This is a genomic window from Vibrio sp. SCSIO 43097, from assembly GCF_023650755.1.
GTDB classification, from domain to species: Bacteria; Pseudomonadota; Gammaproteobacteria; order Enterobacterales; family Vibrionaceae; genus Vibrio; species Vibrio alginolyticus.
This window is the reverse complement of record NZ_CP071840.1, coordinates 960,372-976,462: the sequence shown is the minus strand read 5'-3', so window position 1 is coordinate 976,462 and position 16,091 is coordinate 960,372. Positions and strand designations below refer to the sequence as shown.

Genomic DNA, 16,091 nt, shown 5'->3' with positions numbered 1-16,091 from the left:
CTTTAAACTTTCGTCCCACGTTATAAACAAATCAGCGAACATTCGAATGAAAACCAACAAGACTCTTCTATCAACAGCAGTGGCATTAAGCCTACTTGGCACAACGGGCATGGCTAACGCAGCAGGTTTCCAACTTGCTGAATATTCTGCAACAGGCCTAGGTCGAGCATATGCTGGTGAAGCAGCAATGGCTGACAACGCAAGTGCACAATGGCGTAACCCAGCAATGCTAACTTATTTGGAAGGCACTCAAGTGTCCGTTGGTGCAATCTATGTGAACCCAAATATTGATATTGAAGGTGATGTAAACTTCCACGGTAGCACTTCTTCTGCATCTTCAGATGACTTCGCACATGATGCAATCATTCCAAACTTCTACCTATCACACCAATATAATGAGAAATTCGCGATTGGTTTGGCATTTGGCACCAACTACGGCATGGAAACCGATTTAGGTAAAGGCTTTGGTGCATCGCACTTCGGTAACGAAGCAAGCGTAACGACAATGGAAGCGAACTTAAACGCAGCTTACAAAGTCAATGAATCGATCAGCGTTGGTGGTGGTATCCGTTACATCATCGGCGAAGGCAGCTTTGGCGCAGCAGCTCCTAAGAATAACGTTGTAGGGTTAAATCCTGAAACTAATCAACCAATCAGTGTTCCTCAAGGTACCGCTCTAAAATACATGGAAGGTGACGATACCGCTTGGGGCTGGCAAGTTGGTACAGCATGGCAGATCAATGAAAATAACCGTATCGGCTTCGCGTACAAATCTGAAGTTGAACTGAAGCTTGAAGGCCATGCTGAAGGTCTTGGTTTTGGCTTCGGTACTTCTGAACGCGACAACGGCTACATGTATCTAAACCTGCCTGCAACGGCTGAATTGGCAAGCTTCCACCAAGTAACAGACCAACTTGCGTTACACGCAAGCGTTAACTGGACGGATTGGAGCTCTTTCGAGAAATTGGAAGCACGTCTAAATACTGCTGGCACGCATATGGTTAAAGTAGAAAACTGGGAAGACAACTATCGCTTTGCTGTTGGTGCTACTTACCAGCTTGATCCTAAGCTAGCGCTACGCACTGGTATTGCATACGATACTTCAGCGGTAAGCGACAAAAACCGTACGATCACTATTCCAGAAACTGACCGCACTTGGCTAAGTATTGGCGCAACGTACGATTGGACGAAAGACTTCAGCCTAGACGCTGGCTTCACCTATATTTTTGCGAAAGACGCACCAATCGTTGAGTCTCGTGGTTACAAGTCAGACGACACTGCAGAACAAGTCGGTGGCCAATTCGTAGGCGAAACTACGGGTAATGTTTGGCTAATCGGTGTTCAAGCAAACTACCGTTTCTAACCAAGCTGCAAAATACAAAAAAGGCTTAGCATCAGCTAAGCCTTTTTTCATTTCTCTATTGTGAAGAACAACGCTTAAAAGTCTTCTAGGTATTCGTCTAAATACTCTTCTTCTTCGATGTTAACTTCTTCTACCGTTTCAACTTCTGCTTTAAAGTTTTGACGCTGGATATAAACATCGCGAGTTAGAATATATGGATCCGGCGACGAGTCTAGCTGCGCTTCTTGCGGTACTAATAAAGCACGCTTCTCCATTCCTTCAAACGCCCACTTACCCAAACTCGCCCAGAAGTTGAGATAAGAGAGGGGTAAATACGTACTATCTACGGTATCTGTCACTTCACGTAAGGTATACGGACCATAACCTGGAACCATGAAGTAAGGACCATTTCCAACACCATAGTAGCCTACCGCATCACTGAACGCTTTCTCGTCGTACTTCGTAATACCCGCGGCACTTGCAATATCGAATAAACCGAAAATACCGAACGTCGAGTTAATCCAAAAACGGTTAAAGTGGTCCACGGCTTTCGTACCATTACCCATGATTAAGTTATTAACCATGCTTGCTGGCTCATCTAAGTTCGATAAGAAGTTAGCGATACCAGAACGAATAGGAACTGGCGTGTATTCTACATACGCAAGTGATACAGGACGAACCAAATACGGATCTAAATATTCGTAGTTGAGTTCCCACATGGTTCGGTTAAAGCCTTCCAACGGGTCATACACATCAGAAGTCGTTTGATTTGTTTCTTGTCCTGTTACTGCTTCATCAGGCGCACTTGAACAGCCAACCAGTCCAACGGCTAACAGCAACAAGAAGGTAGATTTACCCTTGTTATACATTTTATTTTCCATAACGACTATTAATGTACCTAAGTCACCCCGATTAACCATTGTACGTATGTTGAGCAGGATACATAGTAAAGATGACTCAGATATGGGAATAAATAAAGGCCAGCAATCGCTGGCCTTCGGTATTCTACTCGATCGTTTAGAGTCATACCACTAAAGGCAACTGACTCTACCTCGTTGTCATGTTTCAGAGACAGATGTTAACAATTAATACTGCTGATCAATGGTCACTTCTACTGGTGCGCCAAATTCAACGACGTCACTTTCTCCGTGCCAATCTTGATCACGCGTTGCTACGTTACCGTCAGAATCTACACGCACACGGACGATTAGCTTATCGAGTGAAGATAACTTTTGCCCTTGCATCATGGCATTGCCATCATCTAATACGACTGTGCGAGGGAAAGTACCTAGCGGATAACGAGCAGCAGCCACAGGCATCGGGGAGCCATCTGAACGATGTACTGACACAATCAGAACTGCGTTTGGATCCAACTGAGCATTTGGTGCCACATTAATTGTCACAGCTACACTCTTATCCGGTGAAACCGCTTCGCCCATTTGCTTACGAGCACTCTCAATACTGCGTGACAACATCTCGTAGCGGCTATCTTCTGGACCAATCATTTGCTGCATGATTCCCCAGTACTTGATGGCTGCCGGGAAGTCTTGACGCTCAAACGCATCGAACGCTAACAAAGAAAACACACGCAGATCGACATAGTCTTGCTGCATCAGCTTGCCGAGTAATGAGCGAGCCGTCGCTTGATCCATTTCCTCTTGAGACAGCATCAGAGCTTGTGCATAACCCAACATCACATCTGGGTCTTTTGGCTCTAGGCGGTACGATTTTTCCATCGCATCGATAGCTGTGGTGACATCACGATTTGCTAACGCAATACGACCTAGCAGTAACCAACCTGTCGAGTCTTCCGGCTGATAATGTAAGCGAGTTCGAAGGGCTAGGGTCAAATCCGCCATTTCATCGTCACTCAGCGGCTCAGAAGAAGCCGACATCAGCTTTTTCGATAACTCAGGTAGATTTGCAGACACTTCTTGCCATTGAACAATATCGTCTGACGCGCCAAATTTATAATACAAACCATAGCTCAGCACCACCGTCAGAATTACCGATGGAACTAAAACCGCGATTGGAGAAACCTTGGTTTCTTTTTGCGCTTTATCACCAGGGATATCGTCAAGCAGTGATTGCTTTAGATCAGAAATCAGTTCGTCTTCACTTTCAACCAGACCTTCGTCAGTTTCTTCTGCAAGCTCAGATAGTCGGTCTTTATAAAATGCCTTGTTGAGCTCATCGCGTAACACATCATCATTGTTCGCTTTTTGTTTAAGCAGCGGCAAAGCCACCAGCGCACAAGCAATAAGCGTGAGAGCAACGGTGGAAATCCAAAATAGTGTCATTACTTCTTATCTCCGTTGTTCTCTTCTTCAAGCAATGCTTTTAAACGAGCTTCTTTTTGCTCATCCCATTGCTCGTCACTGCTCGCTTTTGCCTTAACTTTAGATTTACGGCTACGCAGTACAATCAAACCAAAACCACCCAGTACTACAGCGAGTGGCCCTAGCCACAAAATCGCAGTCGCGACCGTAAATGGTGGGTTGTAAGTCACGAAGTTACCGTAACGGGCGATCATGTAATCAACGATCTCATCTTTGGACTTACCTTCTTTGGTCATTTCGTACACCTTATGGCGTAAGTCCTGAGCAAGTTCAGCGTTAGAATCCGAGATCGTGTTGTTCTGACATTTAGGGCAACGGAGCGTATGGCTTAACTCTTTGAACTGCTGTTCTTGTTCCAAATTATCAAACTCGTACACTTCAATGGCCGCATGAGCAGCAAGAGATAATGTCATCGCAGCAAAAACGGCAAGAATTAGCTTTCTCATTGCTTCGCCTCCTCAACCAATTTGTTGTAAAGCGGCTCCAGTGTTTCTGACCAATTACGTGGGTTTACATCCCCTACATGGCGATAGCGAATCACACCATTTGCATCAATAATGAATGTTTCTGGAGCACCATAAACGCCAAGGTCAAGGCCAAGCATACCACTGCCATCAAATAGGCTGATCAAGTACGGGTTGCCGAGATCATTCAGCCAACCTATTGCTTTATTACGATCATCTTTGTAATTCATACCGATGATCTTAACGCCCTTACCCGCCAATTCGTTTAGGTATTTATGCTCTGCATAACACGTTGGGCACCACGTTGCCCAAACGTTCAAGAGCAACGGTTCACCTTTAAAAATTGATTGGTCGTACTGTTTTCCAGGCTCAGCCAGGTCTTCTAAATGAAACTCAGGAACTGGCTTGCCAACCAAAACCGACTCCAATTTAGTTGGATCATCGCCCTCTTGGTTACGCATTAATTGGGTTGCGAAAATGCCCGCTAGAATCATGAAAGCGACAAGCGGAATAAATAAGATTTTCTTATTCATGTTATGCCTCCTGCTCTTTTGACTTCGCATTTTTCTTCGGCGATTTACGGAAGCGGTAGCGTTTATCAGAAATCGCTAGTGCGCCGCCTAATGCCATAATCAAAGAGCCAGCCCAAATCCAACGAACGAACGGTTTATAGTAAATACGAACAGCCCAAGATCGGTTGTCGTCTAAACGTTCACCCATTGCAATGTATAGGTCGCGGCTAATACCACGGTCAATGGCTGCTTCAGTCATCATAGACTTAGCCGTACGGTAGAAGCGCTTCTCTGCGTGAAGCGTATTCACGTATTTGCCATCATGTGTGATCTCAAAGTCTGCGATGTAGCCATCGTAGTTTGGACCATCTTTATCACGCAAGCCTGAGAAGTAGAAATCATAGCCTTGAATTTGGAAGTGTTCGCCAGGTGCTAAACGTACATCACGCTCGATGCTGTAGTTCTGTACCATCGCAATACCGATAACAGATACCGCCAGACCAACATGACCCAACATCATTGCCCAGTGGCTACGTTGCAGCTTGCGAACACCTTCACTAAAGCTATGACGGTGCGTTGCGCGCTCGTACAGTTCAAAGCCATGCATCGCAATAATCCAAATCGCCATCACCCAACCAATGTAAGCCATGGTTGAGAAGAAATCGGCAAACAGGTACACGCATAGCGCGGCCAAGGCGAAAGCAAGCACACCTGAAACGAGCATTGGCTTCACAAGTTTAGACAAATTGTCTCGCTTCCAACGAATAAGAGGACCAATACCAAGCAGGAAAGCAAATGGCATCATTAACCACGCAAATAGCATGTCAAAGAATGGCGCACCGATAGAGACCGACCCCAAACCAAGCTGCTTGTGTACGAGCGGCAACAGTGTCCCCACTAACACCACAACAAGTGCTGCGATAAGTAATACGTTGTTGGCTAAGAGCGCATTTTCACGTGAGACTAAGTCGAAGTTACCTCGTACACGCACTGCTGCCCCTTTTACGGCAAACAGCAATAAAGAGCCACCGATAACGAAAACGAGGAAGCCTAGAATAAACATACCGCGCGACGGGTCAGACGCGAACGCGTGCACCGATACTAAAATACCGGAACGGACTAAGAAGGTGCCCAACAAACTCAACGAAAATGCAGAGATTGCCAATAGTACCGTCCACGCTTTAAATGTGCCGCGTTTTTCTGTCACGGCAAGAGAGTGCATTAATGCGGTACCCGCTAACCAAGGCATGAATGATGCGTTTTCTACTGGGTCCCAGAACCACCAGCCACCCCAGCCAAGTTCGTAGTAAGCCCACCAAGAACCTAGTGCGATACCAAGTGTTAAAAATACCCATGCAGCGGTTGTCCAAGGACGAGACCAACGAGCCCAAGCCGTATCAAGGCGTCCGGTCATTAGGGATGCGATCGCAAAAGAGAACGCAACCGAGAAACCAACATAGCCCATGTAAAGCATTGGCGGGTGAACAATCAAACCAGGGTCTTGAAGCAGAGGGTTCAAGTCACGTCCGTCAACCGGGAAGAACGGTAACGTACGTAGGAATGGATTTGACGTTAAGATGATAAACAGTAGGAAACCCACTGAGATCATGCCCATAACAGCAAGTACACGTGCAACCGACTCTTGCGGCATACCACGACTAAACGTCGCTACAGCGACAGTCCAAGCAGCTTGGATTAAAACCCATAGCAACAGTGAACCTTCGTGTGCACCCCATACTGCGGTTAAACGGTAGTACCAAGGAAGCTGACTATTCGAGTTGCTCGCTACATACTGTAACGTGAAGTCGTTGGTATAAAATCCCCAACATAAAATGGCGAAAGAGAACAACAGCATCAGGAACATAGACCAAGATAGCGGTCGCGCTGTGTTCATGAGCATGGTGTTATTATTCGATGCTCCCCACAATGGCAATACGCTCAACAGCACTGCCATTGCAAGCGAAAGAATGAGAGCAAAGTGACCGATTTCAGCAATCATTGGCCGCTTCCTTGTTTCTGTTCGGTGCTGTATTGAAGCGGTTCATGCGTTTTCTTCATCGCTTCTGCAATTTCTGGTGGCATGTATTCTTCATCGTGCTTCGCTAGGACCTCAAATGCCTCAACTGTCGTGGCATCTTTCAGTACACCTTGAGCAACAATACCCTGCCCTTCACGGAACAAGTCAGGAAGAATACCGTCATAGGTAATCGTCACTTTCGGACCGACATCGTGCAGGTCAAAACTCACTTTCAAAGAATTAGGATCTCGACGAACTGAGCCCACAACCACCATTCCACCGATACGCAGACGCTGGCCTACTTCTGGCTTGGTGCCATCTGGCTTACCATTAACCAATTCCGTTGGAGTGTAGAAAAGGTCCATATTTTGATTAAGCGCATAAAGTATCAAACCAATGGTGGCACTAATACCGATAAAGATCGCTAGTACAATACCTAGCCTCTTTTTACGTCTCGGGTTCATAAGGTGTTCTCCATGTTCTTCGCTGCGTCGATACGAGCTTGACGGTCAATTTTTGCTTTCACTTCTTTCAATAATGCATCACCGCGGCGAAGGCTAGTGATCAGAAGAATCAGCATGGATAAGAAAGTAATACCAAACGCACTCCATACGTATGATGCGTAGCCACCCATGGCAAAAAAGTCGCTCAGAGATTCAAAATGCATAATCAGTTACCTCACTGAGTTTGTTCTGTTGCGAGTTTGCGCACCCAAGGGCGGTGACTTTCTTTACTGATGATTTCGTTACGAAAACGGACCATCGTCACGGCACCAAAGAAGAACGCAAAGCCAAAGATGTTCAGCAATAACGGCCAAAGCATGTCGGATGAAATAGAAGGTTGTTCAAATTTCGTGATCGTCGCACCTTGATGAAGCGTGTTCCACCATTCCACGGAAAAGTGAATGATAGGTAGGTTTACTACGCCTACGATCGCTAAAATACCAGCAGCTTTTGCGGCGGTTTTTTGATCGTCAAACGCATGGTAAAGCGCAATCACACCAAGGTAGAGAAATAGAAGAATCAATTCAGATGTAAGACGGGCATCCCATACCCACCAAGTGCCCCACATAGGCTTGCCCCAAACAGCACCTGTAAGTAGAGCAATAAAAGTAAATACTGCACCAATCGGAGCCATCGCAAGTGCCGCCATATCAGATAGGCGAACTTGCCATACTAGGCCAATAAATGCAGCGATCGCCATCGACATATAAACGCCCATAGACCAAATAGCTGATGGGACATGAATGTAGATGATTCGGAAACTGTCACCTTGTTGGTAATCTGAAGGCGCAAATGCAAGCCCCCAAACCGTACCAACCGATAAGCATACGAGGGCCAATACAGAAAACCAAGGCAGAAACTTACCACTCAAACGATAAGCTGCTTCTGGCTTGGCATAAGGATGTAGCCATTTCCACATGTTTTGTTCTCACTCTTACTTCAGGGACACTGTCTAAAGGGTTGAGACCGTAGCAGTGCTTTAATAATAATTCTTTGATCAAGCGCCGCTTCATTGGCACTTTATTGAGTTAGTTAACACTAACTCGCAATGCGGCACTGATGGCAAAAGGCGTTAATGTCATCGCCCCCATTAGCATCGCACCTAAAATCGCTAGTTGACCGTTATACGCCATACCGAGTGCGGCAGCATCAATTGCCGATGTTGCGAAAATCAAAATTGGGATGTAGAGCGGAAGAATAAGCAAACTCAAAAGAACGCCACCCTTTTGCAACCCAACAGTCAACGCCACACCAATGGCGCCAATAAAACTTAGTGTTGGTGTACCGATCATCAAGGTTAATACAACCGATAGCCAAGTATTGAAGTCGAGCGAAAGTAAAACCGCCAATAATGGGCTAATTAAAATCAGAGGTAACCCTGTTAACAACCAATGTGCTATGACCTTTGAAACCACTACAAGTTGCAATGGAATCGGCATTAGCATCATTTGTTCTAGTGCACCGTCTTGAAAATCATCACGAAATAGACGCTCTAATGATAATAAGGCAGACAGCAATGCGGCAACCCAAACGATGCCCGCTGCAATACGTGCTAACAAATTAGGTTCTGGTCCAATACTCAGAGGAAAGAGAGTAATGACAATAATAAAGAACCACAGCGGGTTCAGAATGTCTGCCTGACGGCGAAATGCGATTAGGAGCTCACGACGAATGATGGTGGTCATCGAGGAAATCATATCAGTCACCCAGCTTTATTTTTCTAAGTTTCGGGCTGTCCGCAAACATATCTTGATGCGTCGTCAACACAACAATACCGCCATTATCAGCATGACTTGCGAACAAAGATTCAAGCACCTTGACACCTTGCTTATCAATGGCAGTCAACGGCTCATCTAAGATCCATAAAATTTGCTTACTGAGCCATAACCTTGCCAATGCGACTCGTCGTTGCTGACCTGCGGAAAGTTGTGCTACAGGCACATCTTCTCGACCAGCTAATCCTACTTGAGTCAAAGCGATAAAGATTTCTTCGTCTGAAGAGCGATTATTTTGAATAGATTGATAAAAACGTAAGTTTTCTAATGCGGTAAGCTCTCGTTTCACTCCTGTTTGATGTCCTAAGAAAAGCAGATCTTGATGGAAAACATCACGAGATTTTTCAACCTCTTCGCCTTTCCATTTAATGACACCTTCTTCTCTATCACCTAACCCTGTCACAATCCGTAGCAATGTAGTTTTACCAGTACCATTACGCCCTTCGATCTGGACCAATTCACCAGGCTTAATTTCAAACTGCAGGTTTTCAAACAGAACCCTTTCATCACGGATTGCTGTCAGGTTAGACACTTCTAACATAGAGCTTCAACTAAAAAATGAACGAGCCGCTATATTAGCACAGCTTAGTTATGACAAAACAGGATAAGAGGGCTAGGTTACATGTAAGTTCATGTATTTTTGTTAATTAATCATCACACTTTAATAAAATTAACTATAAGTAGTTATAAGCGCTCATTTTGAATTTGAGAGGCCAGAGCTAAGAGCAAGATCGACTGAAGGTTATCTAGGGTTGTATTTAAGAAGAGCATTAGCGGCTAAAAACAAAAAAAGAGGCGTAATAACGCCTCTTTTTTATCGCTTGATAACCTTTAGCGTCGACGACGTCCACGCGCTGGATATTCTGCGTCATCTGATGGCTGACCACTTAATGGTGGAATCTTCTCTTTCCCCGCCAGTTTCTTCTGCAGTGAAAGCATCAACTCAGCTTCGGCTTTTGGTAGTTCGCACTCTTCAATCAGCTCGTTGATATCAGCGCCAAGCTGTACCATTTTAGAAGCGCGACTGTACAAGCGACCATCAGTATCAGCGTGTTCGAGTTCGCGAATTCTCTCGTTTAAGTGCTGAATAATGTCCTGTTGCTCCGTCACTTTTTGCCCAAGACCAACGACAACCGAGCGCACTTCGAGTAACTGCTTACTCAACTTTTGCACTTCTTTATCTGCGTGTCGAGATTGAGCTCGTTGTTGGTCTAACTGCTTTTGTAACCCCGAGCGAATCCGCAGTTGCAAAACAACCAATACTAACACGATAAAAGCGACGCCACCCGCAAGGAATGGAGCAGATAAAAGAGTCTCTTCAGCCATCATCATTCAGCCATTAAAGGTGAGCCATCTCGTCCCACTCATCATCTGTTAGCAGCTTGTTCAAATCCACAAGGATAAGAAGCTTGCCGTCACGGTTGCTCACACCCTGGATGAACTTCGCACTCTCGTCGGTACCAACTGAAGGCGTCGTATCAATTTCAGAAGAACGCAGATAAACAACTTCTGCCACGCTATCTACTAAGATACCAATCACTTGACGCTCAGACTCGATCACAATAATACGAGTGTTGTCGGTGACTTCGCCTTCCATCAGGCCAAAACGTGAACGTGTATCGATAACAGTAACTACATTACCGCGTAGGTTGATGATACCAAGTACATAATCTGGTGCACCTGGAACAGGGGCAATTTCAGTATAACGAAGTACTTCACGAACTTGCATTACGTTGATGCCGTACGTTTCTTCTTCTAGCTGGAACGTCACCCACTGAAGAACTTCGTCATTCGATGCATCTTTCTTCACTTCTACTTCAAAAGCTTGAGACATAGTTAATCCTCGTTAATGTCGTTCCCGACTTAAATCTAATTCAGTGATTTGACATCTAAACCGGCGTTTAGCATGTCAATGAGCGCCTGGACATGAATTAAGGCACACATTTTTTCTTTTACCATGCCCGCTAGCCAAGGGCGTTTACCCGCCTGCTCACGCCAGCGAACCTTGTCGATATTAAGCGTTTCAGTCCCCATTAATTGGTTACTGGCCAACCCCCACATGCTCTCACCAAGCATGACGACATATTGGTAGTTATCTTTATAGCTATCATCACGAAGCTTATCTGCCATCACCCATTTCGCGGTATCGATGACATCAAACTGGTGCTCGCGATTTGTTTGTAGCCCCAAATACCAGGCGGGTTTTCCTATCAAATGGTTAAGCTCGCTAATGCGATGAATACCACCTAACTCATCAAGAGGTACAGCAAACGTGACACCATTCACATCAAAGTAAAGAACTTGGAAGTCCTCACTTCGCTTCGTGCTTTCCCAGACCGTTGGTATATCGGAATCTGCTTGTGTTTCGAGTTCAGTATCGACGTTCGATTCTATATTGATACTTTGTTCGATCACTGCGTGAGGTTCATCCACCTCTGGTTGCGCTTCCTCAAAAACTGGCTCATCAGTCACCCAGTCCTGTATTTCCTCAACACCCTGAAGCTCAGGCACCTCACTAAAGGTTTGTACCTCAGGCTCAGCCGCTTTTATCTCTGCTGCAATATCAATCGTATTTTGTTCAAGAATACTATCAATATCCAACTCAGCCACTGGGTTGCTTGCTTCAAGCTGACTTAATAGCCTTTGAACATCTTCCAGGTTTGGAGCTTCCAACTCTGGCGGATATGTTTCTTGAAACTGGTACGTTTCTGGCTCCGAGTATTGTAGCTGCAATTCTGGCTCTGGCTCTGGCTCTGGCTCTGGCTCTGGCTCTGGCTCTGGCTCTGGCTCTGGCTCTGGCTCTGGCTCTGGCTCTGGCTCTGGCTCTGGCTCTGGCTCTGGCTCTGCAGATGATACCTCTTGAGCCAATAGGTCAAGGTCTTCCTCAAGAGTCGTTATTTCAGTTTCATCATCCAGTAATGCATTAAAGTAGTCATCAAGTGCTTGTTCACTGGACAGCACATCATTACTGCTCATCGAACGCCAACCTCTCCAGATAAATCAGTAGCTGTTTATAGGCAAACACACCACGACTACCAGATGCAAAATGCGACGCTGGCAAGTGCTTTAAACTGGCATCGCGGAACTTGGTATCAATAGGCACCGCTGAGGTCCACACTTGATTTGGGTAATCTTTTTTCAGTTGCATCAATGTCTGCAATGACGCTTTCGTGCGCTTATCGTACATGGTTGGGACGATAGTCACTTTGAAACCGCCCGGGCGAGATTTTTGCATAATGGTTAGCGTACGCATCATGCGCTCTAGACCTTTCATCGCCAAAAACTCTGTTTGAACAGGAATCAAAATTCGGTCACTGGCTGCCAACGCGTTCACCATCATCACGCCAAGGATTGGCGGACAATCAATCAACACATAGTCATAGTCTTGTGAGACAGTTTGCAGCGCCCGTTTTAAGATTAATCCCATACCACTGCGATTACCCATTACGCGATCAAGCGTGGCAAGGGACATATGCGCGGGAATGATATCCATTCCTTCCAGCTCTGTTTCTAAAATCAACGGTTTAACCGTCTCACGAGAAAACGTCTTCAACTGGAATAAATCAAATAGGCTCGAAGTTACTGCATCAGGATCATAACCGAGATAAGTAGTCAGTGAGGCGTGAGGATCAGTATCAACCATCAATACTCGATGGCCTTTCTGGCTCAATAAGCCCGCCAATGTCACTGTTGAGGTGGTTTTACCCACGCCTCCTTTCTGGTTAGCTACACTCCAAACAATCATGATGAATCCTAAGCTAGGCCAACTTCCACCAACATGCGTTCAGCAATGCGGTCAAGCGGTAAATCTTCTGAAGAAATGCCTGCTTTAGCAACCGCTTGGGGCATGCCATAAACAACACAACTTTCTTCATCTTGTGCCCAAATAGTTGAGCCTGAAGACTTCAACATGCGAGCGCCCTCACGACCGTCTGCACCCATGCCTGTCAACACTAAAGAGAGCACTTTGTCGCCATATACTTTTGCGGCAGAACCAAAAGTCACATCCACACATGGTTTGTAGTTCATGCGGTCGCCGCCATCAATAATGCGAAGACGAGCAGCGCCCGCTCGTCCATCCACCATCATTTGTTTCCCACCTGGTGCAAGGTATGCCACACCGGGCTGTAACACATCGCCATCTTGTGCTTCTTTCACTTGAATCTTACACAAGGTGTTCAAACGGCTGGCAAACGCAGCAGTAAACGTTGCTGGCATGTGTTGAATCAATACAATCGGATGCGGATAGTTCATCGGCAAACGCGTCAGAATTTTTTGTAGAGCAACGGGGCCACCTGTTGATGTGCCAATTGCCGTCAGTTGATACTTCTTACCAGAAGCACGGTACTTTGTCGCAGCAGGTCGAGTTGGTGTTGGAGTCACAGGTGAAGCCGTTCTTGAACCTAATGATCGAGTAGTCGTGCTGGTACTCGCTGTTGGGCGAGCGATAGGTCGACGCATGAAAGCGCGCTTCGAGGCAATCTGAATCACACGCTGTTGAAGTAATGACACCGCTTCTTCACGGTTACGCGCAATGTCCTCAAACTTTTTCGGTAAGAAGTCCAATGCGCCCGCATCTAGCGCATCAAGCGTAGCTTTCGCCCCGTCGTGGGTCAGGGACGAAAACATTAGAATTGGCGTTGGAGCAGCGGCCATAATTTCACGTACAGCTGTAATGCCATCCATCACTGGCATTTCAATATCCATCGTGATGACGTCAGGTTTGAGAGATTTGGCTTTCTCAACCGCCTCTCTACCATTTACCGCAACGTCAATCACTTCTAGGCGCGATTCTGAGTTGATGATTTCGCTCACACGACGTCGGAAAAAACTCGAATCATCAACGACTAGTACTTTAATCGCCATCTTATTCCTTTTAATAACGTCAGCTTTGCTTAAAGGCGTGAAGCCGCAGCATATCGCTTAAGTAAATCAGGCACATCTAGAATTAATGCAATATGGCCATCGCTAGTAATTGTCGCACCAGCCATACCTGGAGTGCCCTGTAATAGATTATCGAGTGGCTTAATAACCACTTCTTCTTGACCAATAAGCGTATCCACAACAAAACCAACGCGCTGGTTACCAATCTGTACAATCACCACGTGACCGTGACCAGTACGCTCTTGGACGTTTTGCGATTTGGATGCCAACCAGTTTTGTAAGTAAAATAGTGGGATAGATTTCTCACGCACAATAATCGTCAGCTGACCATCTACCACGTTTGTACGACTAAGATCCAAGTGGAAAATTTCACTCACCGAAGCCAGTGGTAGAGCAAAAGGATGACCGCCAACACCAACCATCAGAGTCGGTAAAATCGCTAACGTTAGTGGTACTTTGATCGTAATCTTAGTGCCCTTGCCTAGCTCAGAATCGATATCGATTGAACCGTTTAAGGTATTGATCGCCGTCTTAACCACGTCCATACCCACACCACGACCAGAGATGTCAGAAATTTTATCTTTACTTGAGAAGCCAGGTGCGAAGATAAGGTTGAAGCACTCTTTATCTGTTAAACGTGCCGCCGCATCTTCATCCATCATGCCACGCTTCACCGCGATGCCACGCAGTTTGTTCGGGTCCATACCGCCACCATCATCTACGATGGATAGTTCAATATGGTCCCCTTCTTGCGATGCTGACAAAATCACTTTACCTGTACGTGATTTGCCGGCCTTCGCGCGTGCGTCTGGCATTTCAATACCGTGATCAACCGAGTTACGCACCAAGTGAATCAACGGATCGGCCAATGCTTCTACAAGGTTTTTATCGAGATCGGTTTCTTCACCGCGCATTTCTAGCACGATGTCTTTATTTAGGTTACGAGCCAAGTCACGGACAACGCGTGGGAAACGGCCAAACACTTTCTTAATTGGCTGCATACGCGTTTTCATTACCGCGCCTTGTAGATCCGCAGTTACCACATCAAGGTTAGCGACCGCTTTGGACATCTCTTCGTTGTCGCTATTCAAACCAAGGCTTAATAGGCGGTTTCGAACCAATACGAGCTCACCCACCATGTTCATGATGGTATCAAGCGTCGAGGTATCAACACGAACGGTTGCTTCAGCCTGAGGTTTTTTAACCGCTGGTGCTTTGGCTTCTTCTTTTAACGCGACTGGTTTAGATTCTGGCTTTGGTGCTGGCGCTGCTTGAACGGGTGTTGGCTTAGCAACAGGCTCAGGTTTCGCAGGGCTTTGCTCTACGTTTGCTGAAGCTGGCTTCGTTGCCATATCCAATTCTTCTAGCGTTGGACCTTTACCTGAACCATGTAGCTCATCGAGTAACTTTTCGAACTCTTCGTCCGTCATTAAGTCACTGTCTTGATTTGATGAAGATGACACTGGAGCGGAAGGCTCTGCCGCTTTAGGTGGCTCTACTGGTACAGATGCAGCAGCCTCTGCCGTAGAAGGGCTTTTTCCTACACCGTGCAGTTCATCGAGTAAACGTTCAAACTCATCATCAGTGATATCACCACTTTCAACTGATGGTGCACTCGATTGAGGCGGTTCAGATGGCGTTGTAGGTGTCGCAGACATTGAGGTGCCTGGCGCTGAACCTTTACCATGAAGCTCATCCAGTAGCTTTTCGAATTCGTCTTGGGTAATTTCATCAACAGAGCCGACACTTGATGGTGCTGACGGTGCAGCAGGTTCTTCGATGATAGGCTCGGGAATAATAGGTTCTGGAGTAGCCACTGGTTCTTCAATTACGGTTGCCGCTACTTCATCTTCTGACTCAGGTTTGCATAGACGATGAAGTTCTTCAAGAAGCTCAGGGTCCGCAGCTTCTAACGGCTCACGATCTTGAACAGCCTGGAACTGGGTATTAACCGTATCCAAGGCTTTTAGCATCGTATCCATTAAGTTTTGCGTTACCGTGCGTTGACCGTTTCGTAAAACGTCGAACACGTTCTCCGCACCATGACAAGTATCGACTAGCTCTGCCAATGAAAGGAAGCCGGCACCGCCTTTTACGGTATGAAACCCGCGGAAAATAGCATTAAGTAAGTCTTTGTCTTCTGGGTTATTTTCCAATTCAACCAACTGCTCAGAAAGCAGCTCGAGAATTTCCCCAGCCTCAATGAGAAAGTCCTGAAGAATATCTTCGTCTAAATCGTAGCTCATACGTTACCT

General features: G+C 46.0%; 17 protein-coding genes. 1 reads left to right on the top strand and 16 read right to left on the bottom strand.

Going from position 1 to position 16,091, the window contains the following annotated elements; translation table 11 throughout:
* Positions 1-46 precede the first annotated feature (46 nt).
* Positions 47-1,363 carry an outer membrane protein transport protein gene (locus J4N40_RS04670; protein WP_005380525.1) on the top strand — a complete coding sequence of 439 codons (1,317 nt, stop codon included), beginning with the start codon at positions 47-49 and terminating at the stop codon, positions 1,361-1,363.
* Positions 1,364-1,437: 74 nt separating this feature from the next.
* Here the strand turns inward: J4N40_RS04670 and J4N40_RS04665 are convergent, their stop codons facing one another.
* The 16 genes from J4N40_RS04665 to J4N40_RS04590 form a co-directional block, all read right to left on the bottom strand.
* A complete protein-coding gene (locus J4N40_RS04665; protein ID WP_206954207.1) occupies positions 1,438-2,211 on the bottom strand; it encodes an MlaA family lipoprotein in 774 nt (257 codons plus the stop codon).
* Positions 2,212-2,427: 216 nt separating this feature from the next.
* Positions 2,428-3,642, bottom strand: a complete 1,215-nt coding sequence (ccmI, locus tag J4N40_RS04660; RefSeq protein WP_017820807.1) for a c-type cytochrome biogenesis protein CcmI — start codon at positions 3,640-3,642, stop codon at positions 2,428-2,430.
* Entirely contained in the window at positions 3,642-4,127 is a 486-nt protein-coding gene (locus J4N40_RS04655) for a cytochrome c-type biogenesis protein (protein WP_005380519.1), read from the bottom strand. Before J4N40_RS04655 ends, ccmI begins: the two co-directional genes overlap by 1 nt.
* Entirely contained in the window at positions 4,124-4,678 is a 555-nt protein-coding gene (locus J4N40_RS04650; protein ID WP_005380518.1) for a DsbE family thiol:disulfide interchange protein, read from the bottom strand. The genes J4N40_RS04655 and J4N40_RS04650 overlap by 4 nt, the downstream gene beginning before the upstream one ends.
* A gap of 1 nt (position 4,679) precedes the next feature.
* The gene (locus J4N40_RS04645; RefSeq protein WP_017635943.1) at positions 4,680-6,656 is read right to left on the bottom strand and encodes a heme lyase CcmF/NrfE family subunit; all 1,977 of its coding nucleotides are present in this window, start codon (positions 6,654-6,656) and stop codon (positions 4,680-4,682) included.
* Positions 6,653-7,138: a cytochrome c maturation protein CcmE gene (gene ccmE, locus J4N40_RS04640; protein ID WP_005380516.1), complete on the bottom strand. Its 486-nt coding sequence runs from the start codon at positions 7,136-7,138 to the stop codon at positions 6,653-6,655. Before ccmE ends, J4N40_RS04645 begins: the two co-directional genes overlap by 4 nt.
* A complete protein-coding gene (gene ccmD, locus J4N40_RS04635; protein ID WP_005380515.1) occupies positions 7,135-7,341 on the bottom strand; it encodes a heme exporter protein CcmD in 207 nt (68 codons plus the stop codon). The genes ccmE and ccmD overlap by 4 nt, the downstream gene beginning before the upstream one ends.
* An 11-nt stretch (positions 7,342-7,352) precedes the next feature.
* A complete protein-coding gene (locus J4N40_RS04630) occupies positions 7,353-8,096 on the bottom strand; it encodes a heme ABC transporter permease (protein WP_005380513.1) in 744 nt (247 codons plus the stop codon).
* A gap of 109 nt (positions 8,097-8,205) precedes the next feature.
* On the bottom strand, positions 8,206-8,874 hold the full coding sequence (gene ccmB, locus J4N40_RS04625) for a heme exporter protein CcmB (RefSeq protein ID WP_005380512.1): 669 nt from the start codon (positions 8,872-8,874) through the stop codon (positions 8,206-8,208).
* A gap of 1 nt (position 8,875) precedes the next feature.
* On the bottom strand, positions 8,876-9,493 hold the full coding sequence (gene ccmA, locus J4N40_RS04620; protein ID WP_005380511.1) for a cytochrome c biogenesis heme-transporting ATPase CcmA: 618 nt from the start codon (positions 9,491-9,493) through the stop codon (positions 8,876-8,878).
* Positions 9,494-9,783: 290 nt separating this feature from the next.
* Complete coding sequence (locus J4N40_RS04615; RefSeq protein WP_025998721.1) at positions 9,784-10,278, bottom strand: DUF2802 domain-containing protein; 495 nt, start codon at positions 10,276-10,278, stop codon at positions 9,784-9,786.
* Between the two features lie 13 nt (positions 10,279-10,291).
* Positions 10,292-10,786: a chemotaxis protein CheW gene (locus tag J4N40_RS04610; protein WP_005380507.1), complete on the bottom strand. Its 495-nt coding sequence runs from the start codon at positions 10,784-10,786 to the stop codon at positions 10,292-10,294.
* Between the two features lie 35 nt (positions 10,787-10,821).
* The gene (locus tag J4N40_RS04605; RefSeq protein WP_250654385.1) at positions 10,822-11,928 is read right to left on the bottom strand and encodes a chemotaxis protein CheW; all 1,107 of its coding nucleotides are present in this window, start codon (positions 11,926-11,928) and stop codon (positions 10,822-10,824) included.
* A complete protein-coding gene (locus J4N40_RS04600) occupies positions 11,918-12,697 on the bottom strand; it encodes a ParA family protein (RefSeq protein ID WP_005380505.1) in 780 nt (259 codons plus the stop codon). The genes J4N40_RS04605 and J4N40_RS04600 overlap by 11 nt, the downstream gene beginning before the upstream one ends.
* An 8-nt stretch (positions 12,698-12,705) precedes the next feature.
* Positions 12,706-13,818 carry a protein-glutamate methylesterase/protein-glutamine glutaminase gene (locus tag J4N40_RS04595; protein ID WP_005380504.1) on the bottom strand — a complete coding sequence of 371 codons (1,113 nt, stop codon included), beginning with the start codon at positions 13,816-13,818 and terminating at the stop codon, positions 12,706-12,708.
* A 29-nt stretch (positions 13,819-13,847) separates the two neighbouring features.
* Positions 13,848-16,082: a chemotaxis protein CheA gene (locus J4N40_RS04590; protein WP_154205109.1), complete on the bottom strand. Its 2,235-nt coding sequence runs from the start codon at positions 16,080-16,082 to the stop codon at positions 13,848-13,850.
* Positions 16,083-16,091 lie beyond the last annotated feature (9 nt).

Coding starts and splice junctions, on each gene's coding strand:
- ccmI (WP_017820807.1), bottom strand. CDS start 3,642: ATGACACTATTTTGGATTTCCACCGTTGCTCTCACGCTTATTGCTTGT.
- J4N40_RS04670 (WP_005380525.1), top strand. CDS start 47: ATGAAAACCAACAAGACTCTTCTATCAACAGCAGTGGCATTAAGCCTA.
- ccmD (WP_005380515.1), bottom strand. CDS start 7,341: ATGCATTTTGAATCTCTGAGCGACTTTTTTGCCATGGGTGGCTACGCA.
- J4N40_RS04650 (WP_005380518.1), bottom strand. CDS start 4,678: ATGAATAAGAAAATCTTATTTATTCCGCTTGTCGCTTTCATGATTCTA.
- J4N40_RS04665 (WP_206954207.1), bottom strand. CDS start 2,211: ATGTATAACAAGGGTAAATCTACCTTCTTGTTGCTGTTAGCCGTTGGA.
- J4N40_RS04600 (WP_005380505.1), bottom strand. CDS start 12,697: ATGATTGTTTGGAGTGTAGCTAACCAGAAAGGAGGCGTGGGTAAAACC.
- J4N40_RS04610 (WP_005380507.1), bottom strand. CDS start 10,786: ATGTCTCAAGCTTTTGAAGTAGAAGTGAAGAAAGATGCATCGAATGAC.
- ccmB (WP_005380512.1), bottom strand. CDS start 8,874: ATGATTTCCTCGATGACCACCATCATTCGTCGTGAGCTCCTAATCGCA.
- J4N40_RS04655 (WP_005380519.1), bottom strand. CDS start 4,127: ATGAGAAAGCTAATTCTTGCCGTTTTTGCTGCGATGACATTATCTCTT.
- J4N40_RS04645 (WP_017635943.1), bottom strand. CDS start 6,656: ATGATTGCTGAAATCGGTCACTTTGCTCTCATTCTTTCGCTTGCAATG.
- J4N40_RS04615 (WP_025998721.1), bottom strand. CDS start 10,278: ATGGCTGAAGAGACTCTTTTATCTGCTCCATTCCTTGCGGGTGGCGTC.
- ccmA (WP_005380511.1), bottom strand. CDS start 9,493: ATGTTAGAAGTGTCTAACCTGACAGCAATCCGTGATGAAAGGGTTCTG.
- J4N40_RS04595 (WP_005380504.1), bottom strand. CDS start 13,818: ATGGCGATTAAAGTACTAGTCGTTGATGATTCGAGTTTTTTCCGACGT.
- J4N40_RS04590 (WP_154205109.1), bottom strand. CDS start 16,082: ATGAGCTACGATTTAGACGAAGATATTCTTCAGGACTTTCTCATTGAG.
- J4N40_RS04605 (WP_250654385.1), bottom strand. CDS start 11,928: ATGAGCAGTAATGATGTGCTGTCCAGTGAACAAGCACTTGATGACTAC.
- ccmE (WP_005380516.1), bottom strand. CDS start 7,138: ATGAACCCGAGACGTAAAAAGAGGCTAGGTATTGTACTAGCGATCTTT.
- J4N40_RS04630 (WP_005380513.1), bottom strand. CDS start 8,096: ATGTGGAAATGGCTACATCCTTATGCCAAGCCAGAAGCAGCTTATCGT.